The following is a 24,797-nucleotide window of genomic DNA, read 5'->3' on the forward strand; positions in this document are numbered from 1 at the left end:
ATAAGCTATCCCAATGTAGGAAAAATTAAAATCCTTAAAAATCAGCTGGTTACTTTGATTTCAACCTGAAGTTCTCATTTTACCAGCCAACGAAGTCTTTTAAACTGCTTTGTTCTATGCTTTTCTTTTTAATGCATAGAAAACCACACCTAATACGAAGCCATAAATTAAATGACCGACTAAAGGAGGTATATTTGCTTTTACATCCACAAGTGTCCATTTTGAAAATAAAGGGGTATTTGCTACAAAATAGGGTAAGAGTGTCATTGGACCGGCTAACCACATGCCAAAACCAAATAGCAATCCCCAAATAATCGCCGCTGTCCAAGAATGAATCAGCCATCCTAATATTATTGCAAAAGCAATACCAGCAATAATACTAACACCAGCGTGAACAACTAATCCACCTAGTTTGGTGGGCATGTTGATCATTGCACCCAGCGTTTCAAACATGCCCCCCATAAATAGGAAAATGGCAAAAACTATCCCGGCAATAATACCGGCAATCACTCCATGAATAATGCATCTGGATTTACACATAACAAACTCCTTTTATTATTTATAGTTTTATTGAGGTGATTTCTTTTTTTTCTTTTTCCCATGCTCAAAAATTGTTTCAGTCTCGTCATGTGGGCACATATCATAAAGAATTGCTCCCACATTTTTGGGAATTGGTTGTAACCATAAGGATTTTTTTAACGCTTCAGTCGCTTGTTCATGGCCTAATCGAATACTTTCATTAATTGATAAGGATGAAAACGCATAATCTTTTGAGGATAAATCAGTATTGAGACCGTGTCGATGAAATCTGACCAGGCTCATCACTGTGTGACAGCCCACAGAACGAATCTCTTTTATTTGAGGATTCTCTTTAAGATTCGCTGGTAATAAATCATAGAGCTCCGCAATGGCATGGCGCAGATCATGGGCTTCACAGAAGGATTTAATGACTCGTTTATAGTGGCTTGCATAGGTCAGATCTTTTTGCTTTAGCAAAATCTCATCCAATGTTGTTGGTATTTTGGATTCCGGATCGAAGAGCTGCACCATAAAACATAAAGTGCTAATACGAGGTAAATCATTTAGAATAACTTCAATGGGAGTATTGTTGACAATGCCTCCGTCCCAATAATAGGTGCCATCAATTTTGACCGCTGGGAATCCGGGGGGGAGGGCACCACTGGCCATAATATGCTCTGGATAAAGCTTTTGATATTTTGTGTCGAAAAGAACGTGTTGACCATTATCTAGTCGAACAGCTGAAAGCGTTAGTCGAATTTTACCATTATTAAGAACATCAAAATCGATAACGTGATCAAGAGTTTCTCTCAGCAGGGAGGTGTCATAAAAACTAATTTCATCAGGTGTGGCATTGGTAATAAAATGTGGATTGAATAATCGAGGTTGGAAGAATCCTGGCTGTCCGTAAAGAAGTGTGGTCTGTGCATGAAACTGATTATAAAAGCGTCTCATATCCATGCTGTCAATGTAAGCATCCCACCATGAAAAATGAGTGGGAGTAGTAATAATTTGCCAAAATTCTTTAAGTTTTTCTACGCGGTTTTCAGGTTTATTACCTGCAATTATGGCAGCGTTAATTGCGCCAATTGAGATTCCACTTACCCAGTCCAAATTATAGCCGGCGTTATGAATGGCTTCATATATTCCTACCTGGAACGCTCCTAAGGCACCACCTCCCTGAAATATAAAAGCGATTCGATCCCAGGTTGGATTAATGAGCGGTTCCTTTTTCATAGTTTCTCCTTTTTAACTTGATAAAATTTGAGTAATGGACTGTTTTTACTCAATATTTACTAAAGTGTAACTTTAATCTTGGTCTCGTTTTTATAAGCAATTTTTTTGCCCTTCTTATTGCTAATGCGTCCCAGAATCCATATAGCGCTGTCAAATGCATAAAATACAGAGAGCGATAAACATATTGTGCAACTTTACCGCCAATGTAATATTGCATTTTGTGAAAACTTCTCAGACTGCCAAAAGTATCATAGCAGCTTAATGTTACTAATGAGCCCTTATCATGATATTTAAAATGGAGGAGAGGTTTGTTATCTAGTTTATTTTTTAGCGATTTTGCTAAAATATGGGCCTGTTGATGGGCTGATTGGGCACGTGGAGGTACTGTTGTACCAAGACTGGGATCGATGAGGTTAGCACAATCGCCAAAAGCAAAAATATTCTCATCTTTGGTGGTTTGCAATGTGGGAGTAATAACTAATCGATTAATTGCATCAGTTTCTAAACCATCCAGGCCCGCTAAAAAATCCGGAGCTTTAATTCCAGCTGCCCAAACGCATAAATCAGCAGGGAAAAAATTTCCGTTTTTTGTATAAATACCATGCTCGTCGACTCTAGAAACCATCTCATTGGTATGAACAGCAATATTCAGTGATTTTAAACGCTCTGTCACGTTTGCAGCCAGAATTTCAGGCAGAGGAGGTAAAATTCTTGGAGAAGCCTCTACAAGAGTAATTTGAGCAAGTTTAATGTTTGAGTGATCGAGACCATAGTGACTTGCCTGCCGTAAACTGTAATGAAGTTCTGCCGCTAACTCTACTCCAGTGGCTCCACCTCCAACGATAACAATATTAAAAGTAGGGACGTGCGATGCTGTTCCATACTGTGTAGTGAGTAATTTATTCAGATATTTTCTTTGAAACAGGTTGGCTTGCTCGAGATTATCTAAAGACAAGCAATGTTCCTTTGCACCTGTTGTATTAAAATTGTTACTTAAGCTGCCAACAGAGAGCACTAAAGTATCATAGGCTAATGTTCGACTTGGAATGAGTTCCTGGCCTTGTTCATCGAATAATGGAGCCAATAGGATTTGTTTTTTGTTCCTGTTTAGGCCTTCCATCCTTCCAGGTTGATAGTGGTAATAATTGTCTGAAGCATGGGCATAATAATTGATTTGATCAATATTTGAGTCCATAGAGCCTGCAGCAACTTCATGTAATAAAGGTTTCCATATGTGAACAGCTTGCTCATCTACCAAGGTAATAATCGCCTTCCCTTTTTTGCCCAGAGTGTGACCTAATTTAGTCACTAATTCGAGTCCACCAGCGCCTCCACCAACGATGACGATATTGTGCTGCTTTGTACTCATTATTATTTACCCAAATTACGATATCTCTAAGATATTAGAGTAAACTCGCAAAAGGTCAAAAATTTTATTTCTACACCGTGAAATTACTTTGTGTGCCATGCTGAGCTGTGTGTACCTTTAATATCATTGCTATTTAGCCAGTGAGCAATTTTTTCATGTTCAGGTAGTTCAAATAGGATAGGGGCATGGCCTGCATTATCTATTTCAATCAGACTTACATTAGAATGACCTCTTTGCATTCTTTTAATATGCTCAGGCAGCAGCATATCGGAGTCTTTACCACGAATGACCAACACAGGGCAGGTCACTTTCTCCCATAGATACCACAAGTCAATATCAAAAAAGATACCCTCTAACGCTCTATGAGGGTTAACGAAAAACTCTTTTAACAACTGCCCACTTGATTTTGATTCTTTAATATGTGGATCTAGTTTAGCAACAAAAAGCCCAGGAGCACGTTCTTTGATGCTGTGAGTGGTTAAATAATTCCATTGTTCCTCGCTTAGTTTGCCAAAACTCCCATAGATTGTTTTAAAATACTGCTTAGCTTCTTCTTCGCTAGCAAATTCTGGATGTTTTCCTACATATTGGCCTAATCGCCAAAGGGCGTGTGCAGGAATTTGTGGTCCTATATCATTTAGGATTAATGAGCGAATTGGGGAATTAGGCAAAGCAGCAAGTGCCATACCGATTAACCCGCCCATGGAGGTACCAATCCAATCTACCGTGTGGGCGCCAGTTCGCGCGATAAATGTTGTCATATCAACGATATACTGCTGATAGTTATAGTGTTTTGAATTTCTAAACCAGCTACTGTCACCGCGGCCTACAATATCAGGACAAAAAACATGATGACCTTGAGAACTTAAAAAGTGCGCCAAAGGATCGAAATCGCAGCGATTGCGTGTAAGGCCGTGTACACAAATGATTGTAGAGCCGTCGGTTTTAGGTGAGCCCCATTCAGAGTAGGCTACCTTGTGAAATCCTTCCTGTGAAGCGCACATGACATAACTCAAGTTCATTATTGCTCTCTTCTTTTTAAGACTCCTTTCAGCATAGTATAAAAAAACAATGGATTGAAGAAATCAATAATTGTCCCACTCCGGTGTTATATCAAGCGGGGTAACAGCATTCGTTTTATCAAAATGAATAATTGAATCAAATTGATAGGTAAGGTGGGTGAAAAAATAATGACTGAAACGTTCTGCTTCAGGGCGGTAAATAACTCCGATTGCTCGTTGTAAACGGGGGATTTTTAAAAAATGCTCAAGATCCTGTTGCGTTAAATCCAGAAGAAAATTTTTATACTTTAATTGATGAAGTAATTCTTCATAACTACTTTCAAAACCTGGAACAATTTTATGGCGAAAGGGCGAGGCTCCCCATTCGTCAGCAGCGGTTACAAAGCCTTCATAAGTTGAAAAACCTAACAAGTAACTGTCTCTATCGTGTTGCTCACGCATTAATTGGCCGATATTTATTTCACCTTGCTCACTCATTTCTGTAGCACGAGCATCACCTACATGCGAGTTATGCGCCCAAACAATTATTTTGGCAGGTTTGTTAAAACGATTTTCAAGATGATCCGCAAGGATAGTTAATGTTTCAGCCATATGCCTATCGCGAATATTCCAGGATGAGGCTCTTCCTTCGAACATGGCTCGGTAATAAATTTCAGCATCTTTAATGACTCGGGCATTTTGAGTTGCAAAAAAATATTCATCCTCGGTTCTGATACCATCTTCGCGGATATATTTAAATGCGTGATGCTGTAACTCCACTAACACTGCAACCGCCTCATTGATACAAGATTTTTTTAAGCCAATATTGGTTAAATAACCATACGTTTGTGAGTCAATGTTTGTATGATCAAAGCATGCATATCGCTTTCGAGCCCGTTGTGCGGCTTCAGGATCAATTTGCATTAAATAGGCGATAACTGCTTGCATTGAGGCATTAAGACTATATAAATCAAGACCATAAAATCCTATCCTTTCACCTGGAGGTAAGTGACTATTATATTCTTGGAGCCATTGGACAAATGGAGGGATTGTCGTGTTTCGCCACATCCATGTAGGAAAGCGTTTAAAATCATGAAGAGACCGTTCAACATCGGAAAGTTGATTACTGGTATTCTGGACGTAACGATGGACAGTGTAAGCATCAGGCCAATCTCCCTCAATAGTGACGGCCATAAATCCTTTGTCTTCAATTAAACGACGACTAATCTCTATTCTTGCTTGATAAAATTCTTCTGTGCCATGCGTTGCTTCGCCTAACAACACAAAGCGTGCATCGCCAATTTTATTCAAGAGATTATTATAATTCTCATCCAATAAATCTAAGGGCTCTATCTTATCATTTAAGGTATTAATCAATGTCTGGTGGTTTTGATTTAACATACCGTCTCCTTATTGCTCAGCTGATAAATAACGAACAAACCAGTTTTTTGCGAGCTGAGCAGCTTGATTAAGGGTCCCTGATTCCTCAAATAAATGGGTAGCTCCTGAAACTATTTCTAATTGCTTAACACATTCCATTTGTGAGAATGCATCTTCGTTCATAGTAATAACGACCTCGTCATTACCTCCTACTATTAGCAGTGTAGGTGCGGTAACCCGCGATAAAAATTCTTTTGCTAAATCAGGTCGACCGCCTCGCGAAACGACAGCTTTAATAGACTCAGTCTTTAATGTTGAAGCAATCAATGCAGCTGCTGCGCCGGTACTAGCTCCAAAATATCCCAGCGGCAAGTTAAGTTTTTCTCGCTGACACCAATCGGTAGCTTCTAGTAATCGTTGCGCTAATAACGAAATATTAAAGCGAAACTCACGTGTCCGAAGATCAAGGGCTTCTTCTTCAGGCATGAGCAAATCAAATAAAAGGGTAGCAAGTTTTGCTTTATTTAAAATTTTTGCTACAAAGTGATTTCGAATGCTGAAACGGCTGCTGCCACTACCGTGGGCAAATAAAACCAAACCTAAGGCATCTTGGGGAATCAATAGGAATCCGCTTAAAGAAACATCATCCTTTGTTATTGTGATGTTGTGTGCTGCATTCAGGGAATAATTCATATTACCTCCCCAGGCGCAATTTATAAAACAGGCGAGATATTCTTCAGCGGGTTGTCAGGCTTGTTTGCCAGTAACTCTGATACTTCATCATCGGTAGTTTGCGCAAAATCTTCATACCATAGACCCACTGCATAAAAGTGCAGAGGCTGTAGAGGACATACAATTTCATCAACCAACTTTGACATTTCTTGATAGGTTGAAAAGGCTGCAACTGGAATAGCCATTACAAGACGAGCTGGATTGTTCTGGCGTATAGCTTTTATTGCTGCACGCATAGTGGCACCGGTTGCAACACCGTCATCTACCAAAATTACAATTTTATCCTGTAGTTTAGGAAAGGGTTCATCATGACGATAGAGAATCTCACGTCGCTTTAACTCCTCTTCTTCAGAATGAATAACTTCATCGATGGCTTCTTTACTAACATGGAGTGCTTCGACTATATCCTCATTGAAAATAGTCGTATCACCTGAAGCAATTGCCCCCATAGCAAGTTCTTCATGTCCTGGCACACCTAATTTTCTGACTATAAAAACATCGAGAGGTACCGATAGGGCTTTCGCTATTTCGTAACCCACAGGAACACCACCTCGTGGCAAAGCCAACACAATCACATCAGGTTGCTTTGCATACGATCGCAGCTGATCTGCTAAAATTCGCCCCGCTTCATGCCGATTAATAAATTTTTCCATAAATACATTCCTCTTAACCTAAATTATATTGAGCGGACTGTACTGAAAATTTTTTATTATTCGAAGAAATTAAATATTAATTATTTCACCATGGATGCCGCTAAAACTTCTTCGTGCTTCGGTTTGAATCCACTCAAGTAATGTTGAAATTCTACTCCCAATTTTTCTTTGCAGCCTTTCCATTGTCAAAGTAGATGTTGTTTCTGTTGAGATGGAAAAATTGCATAAGGTTATAACTATAATTTTAGCATGGATAAGGAGCGATTGCGGCTGTTAAGCAGCCGCAAGTCTTGGAGATTAGGAGTTAAATAAGCCGTAGAGAATCGCAGAGATAGCGACTAATCCCATAAAACTAATAAAAATAGTGATTATAGAATTTTTAAATTTCTGCATGGCAGGAATTTTAGCAATGGCATACATTGGCATGAGAAATAAAATAATCGCAATAACGGGACCGCCTAAGGTTTCAATCATTCCTAAAATACTTGGATTTAAGGTGGCCACAATCCAGCAAGTTATGATCATAAACCCTTCAATGAAACGCTGGACTTTCTTAAGCTCTAAATTTTTACCACGATTAGCAAATCCCTTGGTAATTAGCCCCTGCAAACCTTCACTGGCGCCCAGGTAATGGCCCAGGAAAGATTTTGAAATCGCGATGAAGGCAATTAAAGGCGCAATATAAGCCATTAAAGGCGTTTGGAAATGGTTTGCCAGATAAGACAGGATAGAGATGTTTTGTTGTTTAGCCAGCGCTAAATCCTTAGGAGAGAGGCTTAGAACGCAGCTGAAAACGAAAAACATTACTGTGGTTACCATGAGAATGTGGCTATATTTCAAAATCCAGGAGCATTTCTCATCGGCATCCTTCCCATATTGTTGCTTTTGAGCGACTGCAAACGACGAGATAATGGGAGAGTGGTTGAAAGAAAAGACCATTACTGGAATAACAAGCCAAAGGGTGATGAGTAAACCATGAGCACCACCGCCATTAATTGCGTTACTTTGTTGGAAAATAGCATCGTTCCAATGAGGAATTAAATAAAGAGAAAGCATGAGTAATATGCTAACAAAAGGGTAGACCAGCAAGCTCATTGATTTCACAATAATTTGTTGACCAAAGCGTACAATCGCCATTAGAGCAAGAATAAGGATGATGGCTAACAATGGGCGTGGAGGGGCCTGCATTCCAATCTGGTTGACAATAAAACTCTCGGTCGTGTTTGTAATTGCAACGCTATACATTAATAAAATAGGATAAATAGCGAAGAAATAAAGGAACGTTAATATTTTACCTGCAAGATGACCAAAATGTTCGTCAACAACCGCCGTTATATCATCTTTAGCGGATGAGCCGGAAAGCACGAAGCGGCATAACGCTTGATGAGAGAAATAAGTCATAGGAAACGCAAGTAAAACCATAATAATTAAAGGCCAAATTCCATTTAATCCTGCGTTGATGGGTAAAAAAAGTGTTCCGGCACCAATTGCCGTTCCATAGAGACTAAGCATCCATACAGTATCTTGTTTACGCCATATTGAAACCTGATTTTCTGCTTCGGGTATACTTACCGCAATCTCATTTAGAGACATAGAAACATCCTCGTTATTGCTTTGAGTTGAAGTTAACTCATGCCCAAATGTGCTTTCCATTAAATGTTCTTTTTTTAAGCAACATCTGAGATCTTAACGAAAGCAAAAATACAAATCAAGAGGGTATTGTATTAGAAGAGTCCTTGCAACTCTATAAAAACAGATTGGGTTGATTAATGTGCTTTATCAAGACAGCGGAGGTGATAAAAATTCAATTCAGTAAATATTTACCATAAAAGATAAATATTAATCCAATTGTATTAATATTTTCTTAAGCTCGTTTTATTAAAATGGCAGGCATTAAACATTTAATCAATTGAGCTAATATGGGTGTGATAATTGTAGGTGATGGTCCAAGCGGTCTTTATGCTGCCATTCAATTGAAGAAAGCAGGTGTAAAGGATGTTAAAATTATAGGTCCAAGAGAAGGTAAGTATGTTAGACCTGGCCATATCAATCAGTCAGTTTTTTATAGGGCTGAAAAGGGTATTGGTAAAAGATTACGTTCAAGCACCGAAACCGCCCACATAAAAGATATCGAGCGTGCCCTTTATAAAGAAGTGAATTGGATGGGGATTCCCATAATAAAGGGAAGTTTTGTTCAGTACTCTGACAAGGAGAAGGGAATTGTTGTTAGCGTTGATGGACTGCTACATGTTGAAATTTGTGATTTTGTGTTGGATTGTACAGGTCCAAGAAGAGTTTTGGTGCATGCGTTAAATAAACGAGCGGAAGAGAGAAAGACTGAAAAACCCTTCGAAATATCACCAGTTTCAAAAGATGTTTTGGTCAAAAATCACATGTTAGCTTATGTGAAAATGAGTGCCAAAGATGTTAGAGCTGCCGATAACGGTCCTAGAACCAATGAATATGGATTACACGGCAAATCACCCTTAGAGTATGCAAATGCTATGGAGCGATTGCGTCAATTCGGATGGCGCGAAATGGCATTTCCTCGTTGTTACAACATGACCTTTGGTAAAGACAAAGTATGTTTTTACGTTGAGGCACCAGACAATCTTCCAGATAGCCAGAAAGAGGCCTGGTTTCAGGCAGTACTTGAATCTACGACTGGGGATTCAACGATTAGCTATAAACTATTGCCTGCTCCAAAAAAATATGAGTCCAAACCTCGTCTAACTACCTTTACTGTCGATCCAAAACAAATCAATCGATTTTCTTATCAGGAAAAGGGATTACCTTGCACAATTACGCAAGGAGATGCACAGATAGAGCCAAATTATTATCTGGCCCACGGTATTGTAGAATCCTTTGAGCGAATTGATGCTATGGTTAAAGGGCTAATTGTTATCGGGGGTGTCATTCATTATTTTGACGGGTATGACTATGAGCAAGAGGTTAAAGAAGCTTTAGTTCGTCATCAAACAAATATCATCAAGCATTATAAAGAGAGAAAAGAGTTCTTTGAAAAATGGTTGTACGATGCGAAAAAATACTATGAAGAAGCAAATAAAGCAGAACCGAAACCCCTCTTTCAAGAACGTCTAATAGAAATTCAAGCCCGTATTGCTTATTACGATGCTATCAAAACTTTTGAGACAAAAACTGTTTTATTCAAAGGAGTGAGCCAAATACCTGTTAGCCATTTTAATCCTGTTGAATTACTTTCTGAGCTGACTCAGGCTAAAGAGGGATTAATTAAGGCAATCACTGAATTATCGCATGAACTTTTTGAGCATGAAGTGAATGATGCTAAAGAAAAACTGGAGCAATTAGCATTCCTCTTTAAAGATGTTGGAAATCAGTTATATAAGACAGGCAAATTTGATTTGGCACTACAGTCTTATGAACAAAGTTTAGAGCTTTATCAAAATCAGGCGAGCAAAGTCAATGAAGAAGAAATATTTACACTTTATTCAAATATAATTCTGACCTATCGAAAGCTTAATCAATTGCCTGAGTTGATTATGACAGCGACTAAAGCTCTTCAAGTTCCTGATAAAGTCCCAGAGACTATTCGGAAAAAAATTCTTTATAATGTGATCACTCAAGTAGCTGCAAATATTCAGGATGGTGATTCTAAACCAGTTCCCGAATTAGTAAAAATGCATCAATTGAATCAATTGTGCGATCAAAATAAAGTATTTATTAGTGCTCAGATTCCTGAAGTTAAAGAGGAGTTGATATTGATCCAACGATTTATTAATAAAAGCGCCAGATTTCAAGAGCTCGGTAAGAAACAGTTTGCAGAACAAAAATTTTCAGAAGCATTAGAATCCTTTAAGACGGCATTAACGTTAACTCAACAGCAAGCCCCCCGAGATCATGACATTGAAGCATTATTGCAATCGAATATTGTGTTAGTGCATCGTAAGCTGTCTCAGCCGAAAGAAGCATTTTCAGCGGCAATAGAGGTTTTTGAGACATCGCCAACTTTATCCTCGGAAATTAAGAAGAAGATACTATTTAATTGTTTAAAAGCGATTAGTGAGGCAATCATTTCAAAGAATAAGGATATTGACAAATGTTTCATTCGCAAAGTGGCTGCTTTTTATGTTGAAAAGAAAGAATTTCGCGAGCAGTGTTCTTCAGAGGCCGCAGACGCACTAGATATAGTCACTTCTGTTTTAGGGTCTGTAGAGGACTTAAGAGAGTTTGCGAGACTATATTATTCTCAAGCAAAGCCCGAGCTTAGCTTGGCTACCTACGAGGATGGATTATTAGTTCAACGTTTCTCTAAAATTAGAAACGTTGATGCAGAAGCAAGTTTGGCAGCCAACATCATTCTCCTTCATCGCAATTTAAATAGCATTTCTCAAGCTATACCTCTTGCTGAGAATTTTTTAAATAGCAAGGAGCAGTTTGCGGTCGAAACCAAGAAAAAGATCATTTTTAATCTTTTAAAAGGTTTAGTTGAAAAAAATTCCAGTAGTAGCGATAAAATACTTATTGAAAAAGCTCATGAAATTTATTTACAGCATCAGGAATTTATTGGTAAAGAATTAGCTGGAAGTTTGAAGACTGAAATTCAACTGTTAAATTCTCTTGATTTGAAAACTGTGAGCCTAGGTGTAGCGCGCATGGATTGTTAACAGTAGCTATTTGAGTTAATCAAATAAGAAGTTGGAATTTGATAAATGGTCATAAAGAATGCTGCTGTGCATCATTCTTTTCTTTGCTATCATTAGCAAAGGTATGCCATTTATCTTAAATTGAGCCTTCCATGTTCCCAGATGAGTTAGTGTTTCAGGCACTGCAAAAACAATACTACGCGCAAGTTCCATTTTCCATGAATTTAGCGATTTTTGAAGAGGCAATTCATGCTTTTTTCAGGTTTTTAGAGGAACCTGATTCAATCAAAAATCACATTGATTTTACGATAGCGCCACTTCATCGACGAGGGGATGTGGGATATAAACATCGTGATGCAGGGGATCATGTCTATAATGATTCAAAGGATTTTTTTCATTTCCATCCGGCTTTGTTTGAAAAATATGAGGCTTTTCTAAAAACGAATCCGATAGTCTTTGATTTTGTATCCAAAGCAAAACCGATATGGGATTTGGCTTACAAAACGGTGTATGACATTTTACAGTCATTAGATAAGAGGTTTCCTGGTGTTGTCAAAAAAGTTTTTGGTACAGAACATGTTCATTTATTGTTGAGATTTTTAAAATACGATTGGCAGGAGTCTGGAAAATATCTTGCGAAACCTCATTTTGATGCAGGTTCCTTTACTCTTGCAATTGCAGAAAGCTCTCCGGGTTTAAGAATTGGTAGTTGTCCTGAAAATTTGAAGCTTGTTGAACATAAAGAAGGCCATGCTATTTTTATGCTTTCGAGCAACTATAAACAGATCATGAAGACTGATGACCTTTTCCCTGGCTGGCATGATGTCATTCAATTGGATGAAACCTTCGTGGGCAAACCTTTCGCGAGATGGGCAATTGTAGCTTTCATTGAAGCACACGGCGTGGAAGCACTATCTAGATCAGAAACGCATAAATGGTATAGTGGACAATCTGTATAGAATACTCTAAAACAATAGAGCTAATCCCAAGCCTGATGTAAGATGTATTTTTTAAAGGATAAATTCAGGCCGCTATGAGGGCATTTAAAAAAACGCTTCTTTTTATTTATCTATATTTGGCTAGGCAAACTGAAGAAGCAAGTCATCAAATTACATTATTTGCAATTGTTATGATGATTAATTTTCCACTATTTGGTGTTTTGTGGAAATTTGAGGTATTTCAATTAACTGAAGAATTTATATTACGAATGATTGCAACGGCACTATGTGCGCTGTTAGCTACCAATCAGTTTTGGCGATCCTCCTGGCTAAAAGTGCTACCAGTGTTGTGGTATGTCACTTTATTATTTTGTCTTCCTTTCTTTTTTTCTTACCTTACCTTGCTCAACCATGGTTCTACGCTTTGGCTAATGAATTGTGTCTCAGCTATTTTCTTTCTTCTCTTGGTAACCAGTGTGATAGGTGCACTCGCTCTTTTATTTTTGGGAGTGGGGTTCGCATTGATTGGCTACTTCTATATTGCGGGAAATGTTGCCCAATATATTCCAGGAAACGTGTCACTTTATAGCTTAATTATCACATTTACTGCAGCAATTATTATTGGTGCCTTGTTTGCTCGAGACAGGGAGTTGCTTTACGAGGGAAAAATTTCAGGAATGCGCTTGCTTGCTGGCAGTATAGCGCATGACTTGCGCACACCCCTGGCCAGTATTCATCTCCAGGCTGAACTACAAGAAATGCTCATTGCTCGACTTAAAAATCATGAGGTAAGAAAGGATTTAAAAGAAAGTCTCAATAAAATCACACGCGGCATTGAATTGAGTAATCAATTAATCAGCATGCAATTAAGTAATATTCAATGCGATAAATTGGATACGCGCCATTTTACAATCATGCCAATTAAACCGCTGCTAACTAAGGCTATTGAAGAATATCCTTTAAAGAAAGGGCAAAGAAATTTAATCCATGTCAATTTAGAAACCAATTTTTCGATTTGGATGGGAGAAGTAGCGTTTAAAAATCTCTTATGGAATTTATTAAAAAATAGTGTGGATTTTATTGAGGAAATGAAACAAGGGGAAATAACCATTTGGCTTGTAACGGGTGCCGAAAAGGATGATTTTAATTATCTGCATTTTAAAGATACCGCTAAAGGGATAGCAAATCCGGAAAAAATTTTTGATACCTTTTATTCAACACGAAAAGGTGGGACTGGTGTAGGATTAGCGTATTGTAAATCGCTGATGTTGGCCTCAGGAGGAGACATTGTGTGCGAAGGACAACCTGGAGAGGCACATTTTATTCTCAAATTTCCAAAAGTAGACTAGATGCTAAAGTAGTATTGCGGATAGTTCTGTCCACATTTGTAGCTGATGAGTGTAAATAAAATTAAATGCCTCCTTAATGGTTTCTTCGGATTCCAACCAAACAGGAATTAATTTTCCTACTACAGGTTCAAAATGCTCGACATGCATATGCACATTGAAAAATGCTCTGCCGACTTTAGACAGCTTTAGAGATTTGGCAAGCTCTGTTAAATAAGCATAATCGATATTATCCAATCTTTCGTAGGCCGCGAAAGCTGCGAGGCGCTCATTGGTGTTGTGAGCAGCAAGCCATCGTAAATGCCCTTTGTTAAACTCTTTTGCAAAAGGTAAATAATGAGTTTCATTTACAATTTCATCCTGAATATCAAGGTCGCATTCTTTTGCAAAAATTTCATAGAGTTTTTCATGGGAGAAATGATTTTTTATCCCAAGTTCTTCCTGAATATTTTCAAGAATTATTTTTTTTGTATAAGGATCATTTGAAAAATTAGCCACATACCACATGAAGTTAATAAAATGACCGCGAAGATGATAGAAAACGGCAGCAAAATACGTTTTCTGCTTTTTGGTCCAATGGATGGTTTGTGTTTTATCAAATAGAGGAATCTGTTCTATTTGCTCTCGATAGTTTCTATCAACGTCAGTGAGAAAACGTGTAAAAGTTTCTGGTGTTTCCATAGGTTTTTTATCAGACCTTTAACAAAGATTTTAATTCCGGTTTTTAATGATATAGAGCATGACTGTTCATTTTTCTAGGTTGTATTGACATTTCCTCTTAAAGTTCTCTTCCCGCGACTCGTTGCGGATCCATGGATGCCGTGGATAAACCACGGCACTTAGGCGCTTTGGGGTAAATCGTCAACAGCCCCTGATGAAACTTAATTGACCTCATTTACACCCCACGTCCCGCGGCTTGTCCGCGGGATACATCGAATGCTGTGGATGAATCGCGAGACCTCAATCTTGTTAATTATCAACAGATCCTAACATGAGTACATATTTTTCCAGTGCTGCTAAATCTCGACTGGATCGAATTTCAATAAAATTCACGTGTGAATACCGTTCTCGTAACTCCAGCAATTGTCCGCTTACCTTGTCTTCATAACTCCATAAGTATTTCAATAATGCCCAGCGGATAGTATTTTTACAGCCCGGAGCCCTATCATCAAGGATTGAGTTAGGTTTTACGAATCGTTTTAAGAGACGCCAATAACATAATCTGCGGGGAAAATTAAAATAAAGGCAAATATCTGTTTTACTGTACCGTAACTCAAGCGATTTTATTGAGTTTCCATCAATGATCCAGGAATTTTGATTAACAATTTCTTCTTGAATTGAAAGAAATTCATTACTCTTGCGCTCAACCCAGTTGGCCTCAAAGAAAAATTTGTCGAGGTGAAACAAGGGCAAGGCGAGTTTTCGTTTTAGAGATACTGCAAAAGTCGATTTTCCACTTCCCGGTTTGCCAATAATCATAATGCGTTTAGGCGCTTGAACCTGGCTCTCCATGGCCATAATTTGGTATTTCTTTTTATTCACAGTAAATTCAGCAAGATTTTGAAAACCAAGTCTCGAATAACTACGAATTGCTTTATGATTAGTCTTTTCTGGATCGACAATGATTTCTGCAGCAGTAGAACAATAGTGTTTAATAAAACTGGCAAGAATTTTTACTGCCCACCCTTTGCCGAGAAATTGGGTATTCCCTATAAATAAGTCTATTCCTGCACTAGGATAGCTTTGGGTATATTTCCAAAAGGGGTGTTTTTTATCAATAGAGTAGCGCTGTATATAGCCAACAGGTTCGCCGCCTATCATGACCATAAACCGCAAGACACCGTCATATTTTAAATAATATTGCTTAACCTGACGCTGTTTTCGATGGCCGTCATCCCAAAATTCACGAACATGAGGAAGTTGAAGCCATCCATGGAGGGTTGGTATATCGCTATTGGAAAGTTGTTTAAAAAGTATCATTTAAGTCTTGGATATTAAAAAGAATGATTATAATTTGTTAATACAATAAATAATATTGTCAAAGACATTTTAAAGATGTGTACAAGCCCCCACGATTAATTATCTATGTACTATACTTTTACAAGCATAATCATAATCTTGGGAGAATGGTTGTCATGTCTCATATTAAACGCAAGGACGAGTCTGAAATTATCCATCAATATAGCAAAGATATCCTAGCGGCAATGCCAAATCTCGTGTACGTGTTGGATAAAAATTGCACATTCGTTGGTGCTAATGCTAACTTTTTGCATCTTGTGGGAATGGATAAGATGGAAGACTTGGTGGGTAAAACTTATAAAGAGATGACTGAGCGTTTACCCTGGTCTGAAGAGCGTACCCAAATGTTTAAACGGGATGATATTAATGCGTTGCTCTCGAGTGAGACGGTGAACAATCCAAATGAAGCACCTATTCTTCGATCCAAAGATGATGTTGTTTACTTTGAATCAACAAGAGTACCTATCTTTGATGAGGGGAAAAATGTAATCGGATTAGTTGTCATTTTATCAGATGTCACAGCCTATAAACGCATGGAAGAGCAATTAGCTAAAATTAAAAACCAGTTACAGGAAGATAATGTCAAGTCTCACACAGTTCCCGTGATGAGGCATTCCAAGGCGGAATTTTCAAAAAAGATACCTAAAATTCTTATGGTGGAAGATAACTCGATTGCTCAAAAAGCTGCACAAGCGCTACTGATGCAATTAGATTGTCATGTTGATGTAGCTGACTCTGGGGAAAAGGCGATTAGTCTGTTTAAACCCGGGAAATATGACTTGGTCTTCATGGATATTGGCCTTGAGGGTACTTCCGGTTATGTAGTTTCCAAACAGATTCGTAAAATGGAAGATAAAACAGGATATCGTGTACCGATTATTGCTTTAACTGGCTTTGAAGCGGATATCGTGAAATATGATTGTGTTGATTATTTTATGGAAGGGGCGCTTACAAAACCCTTAACGAGTGAACAGGCCAAGCAAATTATTCAACACTATATCTATGAGATTGATATTCCGGTTAGAGGGTTAAGAAGTACAAAGGGTATAGAAAATAACCCACAGACATAGGAGTCTGTGGGTTATTTAAATCAAGAAAGTGTTTGCAGAACAGCAGCAAACTGGTCGAGCTTAGTTTCAGAGTCCGTATTTTTGGCTGTAGGTAAGAAACGCCATTTGTCAGTTGCCAAATAACTAATAACATTCGCAGTACCAAAACTTGCAACGGACAAGACAATATATGCCATATTAAGCAATGTTTCAGTCCATCCCCGATGCTTTGCTAATACAGGACGAGCATTAACAATTGCATCATTACATTGTTTCTTAAATGCATCGACAGTGAGCGTTTTCTCAATATGAAAATCTCTATGCGCTTCAACCAAAGTTTGATAAAGTATCCATGATTTTTCCTTGGCATCCTTATAATGGCTGTTAGTTTCTGCTCTTCTATGCAAATCAGCAACCTTGACTGCCAGGGCTGCAAGCGCTACCTCAAATCGAATTTGCCCTTCTGTCTTTTGCGCTTTTGTTTCTTTGGTCGAAGTAGAGTCTGTAATAGTTGAGCCGGTAGCTTGAGTATAGGTGTCTTCCTCAGTATCCAATGCTTCTACTTCTTTCACTGACGATAAACTCCCCTCACTGGAAGCAATATCCAATTCACTTTTTAATAAAGATAATGAATTACGAGGGCGAGAATTCTTTTTAGCAAAGGCTTTATATGATGCATGAGGCCCCTTATTTGAATCATTTGCTCCGGACTCAGAATTTTCCGAGCGTACTGACTCACTTGCTTCAGAAGTGCTTGCAGTTTTATCTTGTGTAGCAAGCTGTGGCTCTATATCAGCGAGATGATTACGAACGATAACTTTAATTTCAGCATAATCAACCAAGGCTTGCTTTAATTGTGTTTGGGCGCTTGATACTTGCTCGCAGATTGAATCTAATGCTGAAGCATCGATATCCTTTGGAATAGGAAGAAAGTGTTTTAATCCATTAATTACAGCGCCTAAAATAGCATAATAGGTGCTGATATTTAACCGTAGACTCAATTCCTCATTGTAGAGCTTATGAAGTGTTTCAAGAAACTCCGCCTGGGTAGGAATGTGTTTTGGTTTTTTCGTCAAAACATCTGATGAGAATGCATTTTCCAAGAGCTCTTTCTCTCCTTTTAGACTTTTAAGTAATTTATTTACTACTAAAAGAGAGTCATTATATCTTCCCTTTGTCGCATGTTTCTCGATAAGTAATTGCAATTGTTCTATTGACTTTAATGTCTGAGAATCTGCTGTCTGAGCAGTTGTCTGCCATGTTGCCTCAAAGGGTTTTAGTTCCTTAGAAGGTGGTCTATGAATTAGATCATTAATATTCCATCTCGAATGTTTACCGAGAACATTTCTATGGCCTTGTAACAAGCTGTCATGTGTAGAAAGAAGTTGCTGTAAATCTTCAGGTTTCATAGGTTACTACTTTAATGGAAATGATTTAAAGAAGGTCAAAATGATCTCATAATGATCAGAAAAATGCAAGACATAATTGATCATTTACAACAAATTGAACAATTAAGTCATTAATTTATTCATCTGATTTTCGGTTGTCAATATCATGAACATTGTGTTTTTATATCGGATGGAATAAATTTATAAGGAGAGGACATAAATTAAGGAGTGATTTATGTTAAATCTTAATTCAGGAATAATTTGTGACTTGCTCCTTAAAGCACGACAGTTTCAAGCAAAGGAAAACGTGAGTTTCCCTGACGTAACTGATGATATGGATGCATCCTATGTGCTTGCAGATTACAGTGATGATCTTGTTTATCAAGAGGTTACTCAAGCGATTAATGATTTGCGTCCTGACCAACAAGTAACCTTAGTGGCCCTCATGTATGTCGGCAGGGGGGATTACAGTGAAAAAGAATGGGAAGATGCCTATCGTACTGCAAGAGAAGAGTGGACAAATCATACAGGGGAGTACCTCTTGGCAAGACCTACAATGCCTGATGATATTGAAAGAGGATTAAATCTACTGGGAATATCCTGCAATGATTAAGAATTAGTTTATAAAATTAAACGAATTCGTTATGCTTGCTAGATTCTTGAGTGGGCAATGTTGTTCAGTAGTTATGACTAATTCCGAAAAAAAATCCCCTCGCTTGCTAGCACTTGATGTATTCCGTGGATTAACTATTGCATTAATGATTCTTGTGAATAGCCCGGGGAATGATAGTTCATATTTCTGGCTAGAACATTCTGCCTGGAATGGCTGCACCCTGGCTGATGTGGTTTTTCCTTTTTTTATTTTCATTGTAGGTGTCTCGCTAGTTTTTTCATTAACAAAAGCGAAAACGTATGGTTTAACATCGCGAGAATTGCTACCTAAAATTATTCGACGCAGTTTAATTATCTTCTTTCTAGGCTTATTGCTTAATGCGTTTCCTTACCATTTTGATTTAGCAACCTTGCGTGTATACGGTGTATTACAACGGATTGCTATTTGCTATTTTGTTTGTGCTTTATTATTTTTAACGACCCGTATTACAACTCAGATCATTTTGTTCACGCTTATACTAGTTGGTTATTGGTTATTAATGACTCTGATTCCTGTTAAAGGTTATGGCCCAGGTAACCTTACTCCAGAAGGAAATTTGGCCGCAGCTTTGGATCGTATGTTTTTTTCTGCTCCCCATTTGTACGGTAAAGTTTTTGATCCTGAAGGGCTATTGAGCACGCTCCCAGCTATTGCAACGGGTATACTAGGGAATTTAGTGGGATATTGGCTAGTTTCCACTCGCAACGCTGCCCAGAAATGTACTGGATTACTTATTGCTGGAATATTAAGTGTAATAGTAGGCTGGATATGGGGTTTGTGGTTTCCAATTAATAAAGCCCTTTGGACAAGCTCCTATGTGTTATTTACTGGTGGATTAGCTCTTTTCACGTTAGGTTTATGCTATTGGTTGATTGATATAAAACACTGGAAAACTTGGTCAAAGCCATTTGAAATTTTTGGTGTTAACGCACTGGCTGCGTATATTTTGCATGTGTTTTTTTTAAAAGTTCAATTTATGATCAAAATACCTCCCGGTAATTTGCGTGCATTCATCACTGGGCAGCTTTTTGGCTGGGCTTCCTTGCAAAACGCGGCCTTGTTGTATGCTCTGAGTTACACCTTATTTTGGTTGCTCATAATGACATTGCTTTATCGTAATAAAATCTTTATCAAAATTTAATTGCAGAATTGGTTTAGCAACTTTGGGAAAAGCCTTTTCATGTGATTTAATTGAATAAATTTTATGCATTGTGTTTCGCCTGGTCTATAATTAAATATGTTTTCTTTAGAAACGGAAAGCTAACCAATTTTTCAAGGAGTGAAAAATGAGAAAATTACCGTTAATAACGTCCCTGAGTATCTTGTCCATTGGCCTTATGAGTTGTGGCACTTTTAATCAGGTAGGAACAACAAGCCATAATTTAGTCAGTACAGGTGTAGGCTATGTTGGGAACACTACCCACACTGTAGGAACCACGGTTGTTAGAGGTGTCACGGTTTTAAACGGTCAAAGAGCCAGTTATCAAGACACAATGACTTTCCGTCGTACTGGTGTGGTTTATCGTGACGGTTATTCTTATACCATCCACCAGGGAAAATACGTGCTTGTCCGCTAGCGAAAGCATTTTTACAAGGAAATTTTCTTTGTAGACAGGGTAATGTCAAAGCTAAATGCCCAAGACTAGACAATAAAAGCTCCTTTAAAACCACAGTGTCTTCAAGGAAAATCAATTCATAAGGAAATATTGCAGCCGAAGTGTTCTTTAATCGAAAAGCCCTCTTAATACGAGGGCTTTTTTACTTGATCCATGTGTAATGGAAACGCAGGAGAAGGATTAAACGATTAAATTTTTCCAAGCAATAATAAAACTATAAGAATAATCAGTAAAAGACCAACCAGGCCAGACGGGCGATATCCCCATCCTCTACTGTAGGGCCATGCTGGAAGTACAGCTAACAAAATGATGATTACAATCAATAGGGTAATTAAATTCATGCTTATTCCTTAATCATGAATGAAAGGGCATAGTGAGTATGCCCCTAGGATTAATCGTCTACCTCACAGGTAATTTTTGTGCAATCGCGACAATTGTCTGCAGCAGCAGTAAAGGCATTGCTTGCTGATGCTTTTGTTTCCGCCAATTTTTCATCAGCTGCTTTTTAAGATTCAACAGAACTCCTGCTGGCATTGGTCGTGCAAGTTCAATTTTTAGTCATGTCAGTTTTAGTGGCCGCAAAACCAACTGCTGAGGCACCAAGAATTAGGCATCCTACGGCTAACTTGAAAAGTCCCTTCATTTCTCTCTTCTTGATTAAAAGAATAGAGTTGCATAGATAGATAAGAATAATAATCATTTACAAAAATTTTGGGTTTTTCTTCCTGGGTGCCTCGGACAAGCCGAGGCACGTGGGGTAGGCTAAATTGTAAGAAACTGAAGATTTTTGCGACAGGAATCAAAAAGTTTTCGTAATGATTGAATTTTACTCTCAAAACGACAAAATCATGTTATCTTATGATCACGGTGATTCTCTGGTTGCCTGGTCATGAAAAATAAAGCGCCAACAAAAAATCGCGGCGCCCTCAGTAATTCTGAGGGACGATTTGAAACGCTGTCTTATGAAAATTTTGATGATGGCTGGGAGTTGGAAGAAGACGACCTTCCGCCATTGGAAACATTTCTATTGCCCGAGGCATCTAAATCCGTTATTACCCGTAATGACTCTCCCGATCTTGGCTTTGAGCAATCAATAAATCCTTATCGAGGTTGTGAGCATGGTTGTATTTATTGTTATGCCAGACCTAGCCATGCCTATATGAATTTATCGCCTGGCCTCGATTTTGAAACAAAGATTTTTTACAAAGTGAATGCGGCTGCATTACTAAGAGAAGAACTTAGCAAACCAAGATATACTTGCAAACCCATTGTATTAGGGGCGAATACAGACCCCTATCAACCGGCTGAATCCAAGTTAAAGATTACGCGAAGTATTCTTGAAGTTCTTAGCGAGTATAGACATCCTGTGATTATCATTACGAAAAATTCATTGGTTGAACGTGATAGCGATATTTTAGAGGATATGGCTAAAGATAACTTGATTAGAGTAGCTGTGAGCATCACGTCGCTTTCCCCTAAACTCAAGTATATTATGGAGCCACGAACGTCAACACCTTCAGCAAGGCTTAAGGTTGTAAAACATCTCGCTGAAAAAAATATCCCTGTACGCGTCATGGTTGCTCCTGTTATTCCCATGATTAATGATGTGGAAATTGAAAAAATATTGCAGGGAGCAAGCGAAGCGGGTGCTCGGCATGCAAGTTATGTATTAATTAGATTACCTTATGAAGTTAAGGATTTGTTTAAAGAATGGTTAGCCACTCATTTTCCCCAGCGTGCTGAACACATCATGAGTCTTATTCGCCAGATGCGAGGTGGCAAAGAATATGATGCTACCTTTGGCAAAAGAATGCGAGGCGAGGGGGAGTTTGCCAATTTAATAGAAACTCGTTTCCGTTTGGCCTGTAAACGATTTAATTTAAATACTCATTCACTTCCTGAACTCAATTCAGAGAAATTCAGGAAAAATAAAAAAACAACCTCACCGATGCAATTAGATATGTGGGAGGGGAATTTTTAATGGCAAAAATTAGAAAAATTAAGAGGTTGACGCTAACGTTGAGTGCTGTAGAATTAATTCCACTTTCTGTAGCTAACTCAAGCGGCAAAGATGCTTGAGTCATCGCTTATAGAAGGCATTAAGTCAAGGATTAAACAATGACAAGAACTTTAGGTAATAAACAAGCCTGTGATTTAATTTTATTTGGGACTTTAGGTGATTTAGCGACTCGCAAGTTATTACCCGCACTTTATCAACTCGAAAAAGCAGATTTACTGCATCCTGATACGCAAATTACAGGTGTAGCCCGAGATGATTTGACTACTCAAAGCTATATCAATCTTGTGGAAACTAAACTGCAAAAATTTTTAGGCGGAACAATAGAGAGCCAAGTATGGATGCGCCTGCAGCAGAGGTTAAATTATGTAAAAATTGATTTAACACAAGCCGCGGATTATGAAAGTCTTCTCTCGGTTACTCAACCTTGCTCTCGTGTACCTGTTAGCTATTTTGCGACACCTCCTTCTCTGTTTGGCCAAATTTGCCAAGGCTTATCGTTGGTTGGACTTGCGAAAGAGCCTGCACGTGTAGTTCTAGAAAAGCCGATTGGTCATAATTTAGCATCTTCGATAGTGATTAATGATGAAGTTTCGAAATATTTTAATGAAAGTCAGATTTATCGAATCGATCACTATTTGGGTAAAGAAACAGTATTAAATTTACTGGTCTTGCGTTTTGCAAATGCTATTTTCTCGTCGCATTGGGACAATACTGCTATTGATCATGTGCAAATTACTGTGGCAGAAGAAGTTGGTGTTGAAGGGCGGTGGGGATATTACGACGATGCTGGCCAAACCCGTGATATGGTACAAAACCATCTTTTGCAAATTCTATCACTCATAGCCATGGAGCCTCCGCAGAATCTTGATGCGGATAGCATTCGTGATGAAAAACTGAAAGTATTAAAAGCACTGCGGCCTATCAATCTTGCTAACGTTCAAGAAAATACGGTGCGGGGACAATATGTTCGTGGTTTCGTGAATGGTAAGGCTGTACCAGGTTATCTTGAAGAAGCGGATGCGAGGCAAAACAGTAAAACGGAAACTTTCGTAGCCCTTAAAGTGGATATTGATAATTGGCGTTGGGCAGGCGTTCCATTTTATTTGCGGACTGGCAAGCGCATGCCTAAGAAGCATAGTGAAGTTGTCATTTGTTTTAAACCACAACCGCATAATATATTTCAAAAAATCTATAAGCACTTAACACCTAATAAATTAATTATTCGTTTACAACCGGATGAAGGTGTTGAAATTCAAATCATGAATAAAATACCTGGGCTTGGTGAAACCATGCAGCTGCAACAATCAAAATTGGATTTAAGTTTTGATGAAACGTTTAAATCCCAACGTATTGCTGATGCCTATGAGCGTTTGTTGCTTGAGGTAATGCTTGGTAATCAATATTTGTTTGTGCGTCGTGACGAAGTAGAACAAGCCTGGACTTGGGTCGATAGTATTTTGGACGCTTGGCGTAACTTTAACGAAGCACCAGCACCTTACCAGGCAGGGACTTGGGGGCCTGTTGCTGCTACATCACTGTTAGCTCGAGGCGGGCGTAATTGGGACGAATAATGATGCAACTCCACCATTTTGTTGATACCGACCAGCTTAATCAACAGTTTGCACAAGACATTGCGCAACTGCTAACACAAGCGATCACTGAGCGAGGTAGCGCTTATTTGGCAGTATCAGGAGGTAAGACACCAGTAGGTCTATTCCAGAAGCTTGCTGAAACCAATTTGAATTGGAATTGTGTGACTATTGTTTTAACGGATGAACGTTGGTTAAACCCAAGTGAGAGCGATAGTAACGAACATTTGTTAAGAACCTATTTACTAAAAAATAAAGCAGAGAAAGCCACTTTTATTAGCTTGTACAGTGAAAAAAATGAAGGAACCGATGAGCTAATGACTCGTCTTGCAAACATGCCTACCTTTGATGTGGTGATTCTTGGGATGGGAGAGGATGGACACACCGCCTCATTGTTTCCCTGTAGTGCAGAAATTAAAGCGGGTCTTGCTGACACGCACACACCGGCGTTAATGGTGCAACCAACAACTGCACCATACCGAAGGATTTCACTCAGCAAAACACGGTTGTTAAATAGTAGGATGATTTATTTACATTTAGTGGGTAAGAAAAAATTAGAGGTTCTCAACAAGGCGATGGCTGATACCAATCCGTTAGAGATGCCTATTCGAGCTTTTATCCATCATCCAACTGCAAATATTCAAATTATGTATTCACCTTAGGGC

General features: G+C 38.5%; 22 protein-coding genes. 10 read left to right on the forward strand and 12 right to left on the reverse strand.

From position 1 onward, the window contains the following. Positions 1-114: 114 nt before the first annotated feature. The 8 genes from LHA_RS06935 to LHA_RS06970 form a co-directional block, all read right to left on the reverse strand. Positions 115-540 (reverse strand): hypothetical protein, encoded by a 426-nt coding sequence (locus tag LHA_RS06935; RefSeq protein WP_045105894.1) that lies wholly within the window; start codon positions 538-540, stop codon positions 115-117. A gap of 27 nt (positions 541-567) precedes the next feature. After that, a complete protein-coding gene (locus LHA_RS06940) occupies positions 568-1,755 on the reverse strand; it encodes a patatin-like phospholipase family protein (protein WP_045105895.1) in 1,188 nt (395 codons plus the stop codon). A 49-nt stretch (positions 1,756-1,804) separates the two neighbouring features. Next, complete coding sequence (locus LHA_RS06945; RefSeq protein WP_045105896.1) at positions 1,805-3,124, reverse strand: NAD(P)/FAD-dependent oxidoreductase; 1,320 nt, start codon at positions 3,122-3,124, stop codon at positions 1,805-1,807. 83 nt (positions 3,125-3,207) lie between these two features. Beyond that, on the reverse strand, positions 3,208-4,146 hold the full coding sequence (locus tag LHA_RS06950) for an alpha/beta fold hydrolase (RefSeq protein WP_045105897.1): 939 nt from the start codon (positions 4,144-4,146) through the stop codon (positions 3,208-3,210). A gap of 63 nt (positions 4,147-4,209) precedes the next feature. Next, positions 4,210-5,526, reverse strand: a complete 1,317-nt coding sequence (locus LHA_RS06955) for an erythromycin esterase family protein (RefSeq protein ID WP_045105898.1) — start codon at positions 5,524-5,526, stop codon at positions 4,210-4,212. Between the two features lie 9 nt (positions 5,527-5,535). Further along, positions 5,536-6,198 carry a dienelactone hydrolase family protein gene (locus LHA_RS06960; RefSeq protein WP_045105899.1) on the reverse strand — a complete coding sequence of 221 codons (663 nt, stop codon included), beginning with the start codon at positions 6,196-6,198 and terminating at the stop codon, positions 5,536-5,538. A gap of 20 nt (positions 6,199-6,218) precedes the next feature. Then, complete coding sequence (locus tag LHA_RS06965) at positions 6,219-6,890, reverse strand: phosphoribosyltransferase (RefSeq protein WP_045105900.1); 672 nt, start codon at positions 6,888-6,890, stop codon at positions 6,219-6,221. A 297-nt stretch (positions 6,891-7,187) separates the two neighbouring features. Next, positions 7,188-8,483 carry a serine/threonine transporter gene (locus tag LHA_RS06970; RefSeq protein WP_045107451.1) on the reverse strand — a complete coding sequence of 432 codons (1,296 nt, stop codon included), beginning with the start codon at positions 8,481-8,483 and terminating at the stop codon, positions 7,188-7,190. A 326-nt stretch (positions 8,484-8,809) separates the two neighbouring features. Here LHA_RS06970 and LHA_RS06975 point away from each other — a divergent pair, with 326 nt between their 5' ends. The 3 genes from LHA_RS06975 (at position 8,810) to LHA_RS06985 (ending at position 13,802) form a co-directional block, all read left to right on the forward strand. Next, positions 8,810-11,536 (forward strand): tetratricopeptide repeat protein, encoded by a 2,727-nt coding sequence (locus LHA_RS06975; RefSeq protein WP_045105901.1) that lies wholly within the window; start codon positions 8,810-8,812, stop codon positions 11,534-11,536. Between the two features lie 131 nt (positions 11,537-11,667). After that, the gene (locus LHA_RS06980) at positions 11,668-12,474 is read left to right on the forward strand and encodes a hypothetical protein (RefSeq protein WP_045105902.1); all 807 of its coding nucleotides are present in this window, start codon (positions 11,668-11,670) and stop codon (positions 12,472-12,474) included. Positions 12,475-12,590: 116 nt separating this feature from the next. Then, positions 12,591-13,802 carry a sensor histidine kinase gene (locus tag LHA_RS06985; protein ID WP_231861992.1) on the forward strand — a complete coding sequence of 404 codons (1,212 nt, stop codon included), beginning with the start codon at positions 12,591-12,593 and terminating at the stop codon, positions 13,800-13,802. A gap of 3 nt (positions 13,803-13,805) precedes the next feature. On the opposite strand, the gene LHA_RS06990 is transcribed toward LHA_RS06985, so the two are convergent. Both LHA_RS06990 and LHA_RS16535 read right to left on the reverse strand, forming a co-directional pair. After that, positions 13,806-14,480, reverse strand: coding sequence for an iron-containing redox enzyme family protein (locus tag LHA_RS06990; protein WP_045105904.1), 675 nt, complete (start codon positions 14,478-14,480; stop codon positions 13,806-13,808). Positions 14,481-14,768: 288 nt separating this feature from the next. Further along, positions 14,769-15,779, reverse strand: coding sequence for a GNAT family N-acetyltransferase (locus LHA_RS16535; protein ID WP_082060311.1), 1,011 nt, complete (start codon positions 15,777-15,779; stop codon positions 14,769-14,771). 155 nt (positions 15,780-15,934) lie between these two features. On the opposite strand from LHA_RS16535, the gene LHA_RS07000 reads away from it, so the two are divergent. After that, positions 15,935-16,888, forward strand: a complete 954-nt coding sequence (locus tag LHA_RS07000) for a response regulator (RefSeq protein ID WP_052673630.1) — start codon at positions 15,935-15,937, stop codon at positions 16,886-16,888. 20 nt (positions 16,889-16,908) lie between these two features. Here LHA_RS07000 and LHA_RS07005 read toward each other — a convergent pair whose 3' ends face one another. Beyond that, on the reverse strand, positions 16,909-18,276 hold the full coding sequence (locus LHA_RS07005) for a hypothetical protein (RefSeq protein WP_045105906.1): 1,368 nt from the start codon (positions 18,274-18,276) through the stop codon (positions 16,909-16,911). 214 nt (positions 18,277-18,490) lie between these two features. On the opposite strand from LHA_RS07005, the gene LHA_RS07010 reads away from it, so the two are divergent. From LHA_RS07010 to LHA_RS07020, 3 genes are all read left to right on the forward strand, one after another. Further along, a complete protein-coding gene (locus LHA_RS07010; protein WP_045105907.1) occupies positions 18,491-18,868 on the forward strand; it encodes a DUF3775 domain-containing protein in 378 nt (125 codons plus the stop codon). A 73-nt stretch (positions 18,869-18,941) separates the two neighbouring features. Continuing rightward, on the forward strand, positions 18,942-20,048 hold the full coding sequence (locus tag LHA_RS07015; RefSeq protein WP_045105908.1) for an acyltransferase family protein: 1,107 nt from the start codon (positions 18,942-18,944) through the stop codon (positions 20,046-20,048). Positions 20,049-20,193: 145 nt separating this feature from the next. Next, a complete protein-coding gene (locus LHA_RS07020; protein WP_045105909.1) occupies positions 20,194-20,484 on the forward strand; it encodes a hypothetical protein in 291 nt (96 codons plus the stop codon). Between the two features lie 227 nt (positions 20,485-20,711). Here the strand turns inward: LHA_RS07020 and LHA_RS16540 are convergent, their stop codons facing one another. Next, positions 20,712-20,864 carry a DUF3309 family protein gene (locus LHA_RS16540; RefSeq protein ID WP_082060312.1) on the reverse strand — a complete coding sequence of 51 codons (153 nt, stop codon included), beginning with the start codon at positions 20,862-20,864 and terminating at the stop codon, positions 20,712-20,714. Positions 20,865-21,412: 548 nt separating this feature from the next. Between LHA_RS16540 and LHA_RS07025 the strand changes: the two genes are divergently transcribed. The 3 genes from LHA_RS07025 (at position 21,413) to pgl (ending at position 24,794) form a co-directional block, all read left to right on the forward strand. Then, on the forward strand, positions 21,413-22,504 hold the full coding sequence (locus LHA_RS07025) for a PA0069 family radical SAM protein (protein ID WP_045105910.1): 1,092 nt from the start codon (positions 21,413-21,415) through the stop codon (positions 22,502-22,504). 137 nt (positions 22,505-22,641) lie between these two features. Continuing rightward, positions 22,642-24,114: a glucose-6-phosphate dehydrogenase gene (gene zwf / locus LHA_RS07030; RefSeq protein WP_045105911.1), complete on the forward strand. Its 1,473-nt coding sequence runs from the start codon at positions 22,642-22,644 to the stop codon at positions 24,112-24,114. Continuing rightward, positions 24,114-24,794: a 6-phosphogluconolactonase gene (gene pgl / locus LHA_RS07035; protein WP_331709230.1), complete on the forward strand. Its 681-nt coding sequence runs from the start codon at positions 24,114-24,116 to the stop codon at positions 24,792-24,794. The genes zwf and pgl overlap by 1 nt, the downstream gene beginning before the upstream one ends. The last annotated feature ends 3 nt before the right edge of the window (positions 24,795-24,797 follow it).

Source organism: Legionella hackeliae, assembly GCF_000953655.1.
In the GTDB taxonomy this organism is placed as follows: Bacteria; Pseudomonadota; Gammaproteobacteria; order Legionellales; family Legionellaceae; genus Tatlockia; species Tatlockia hackeliae.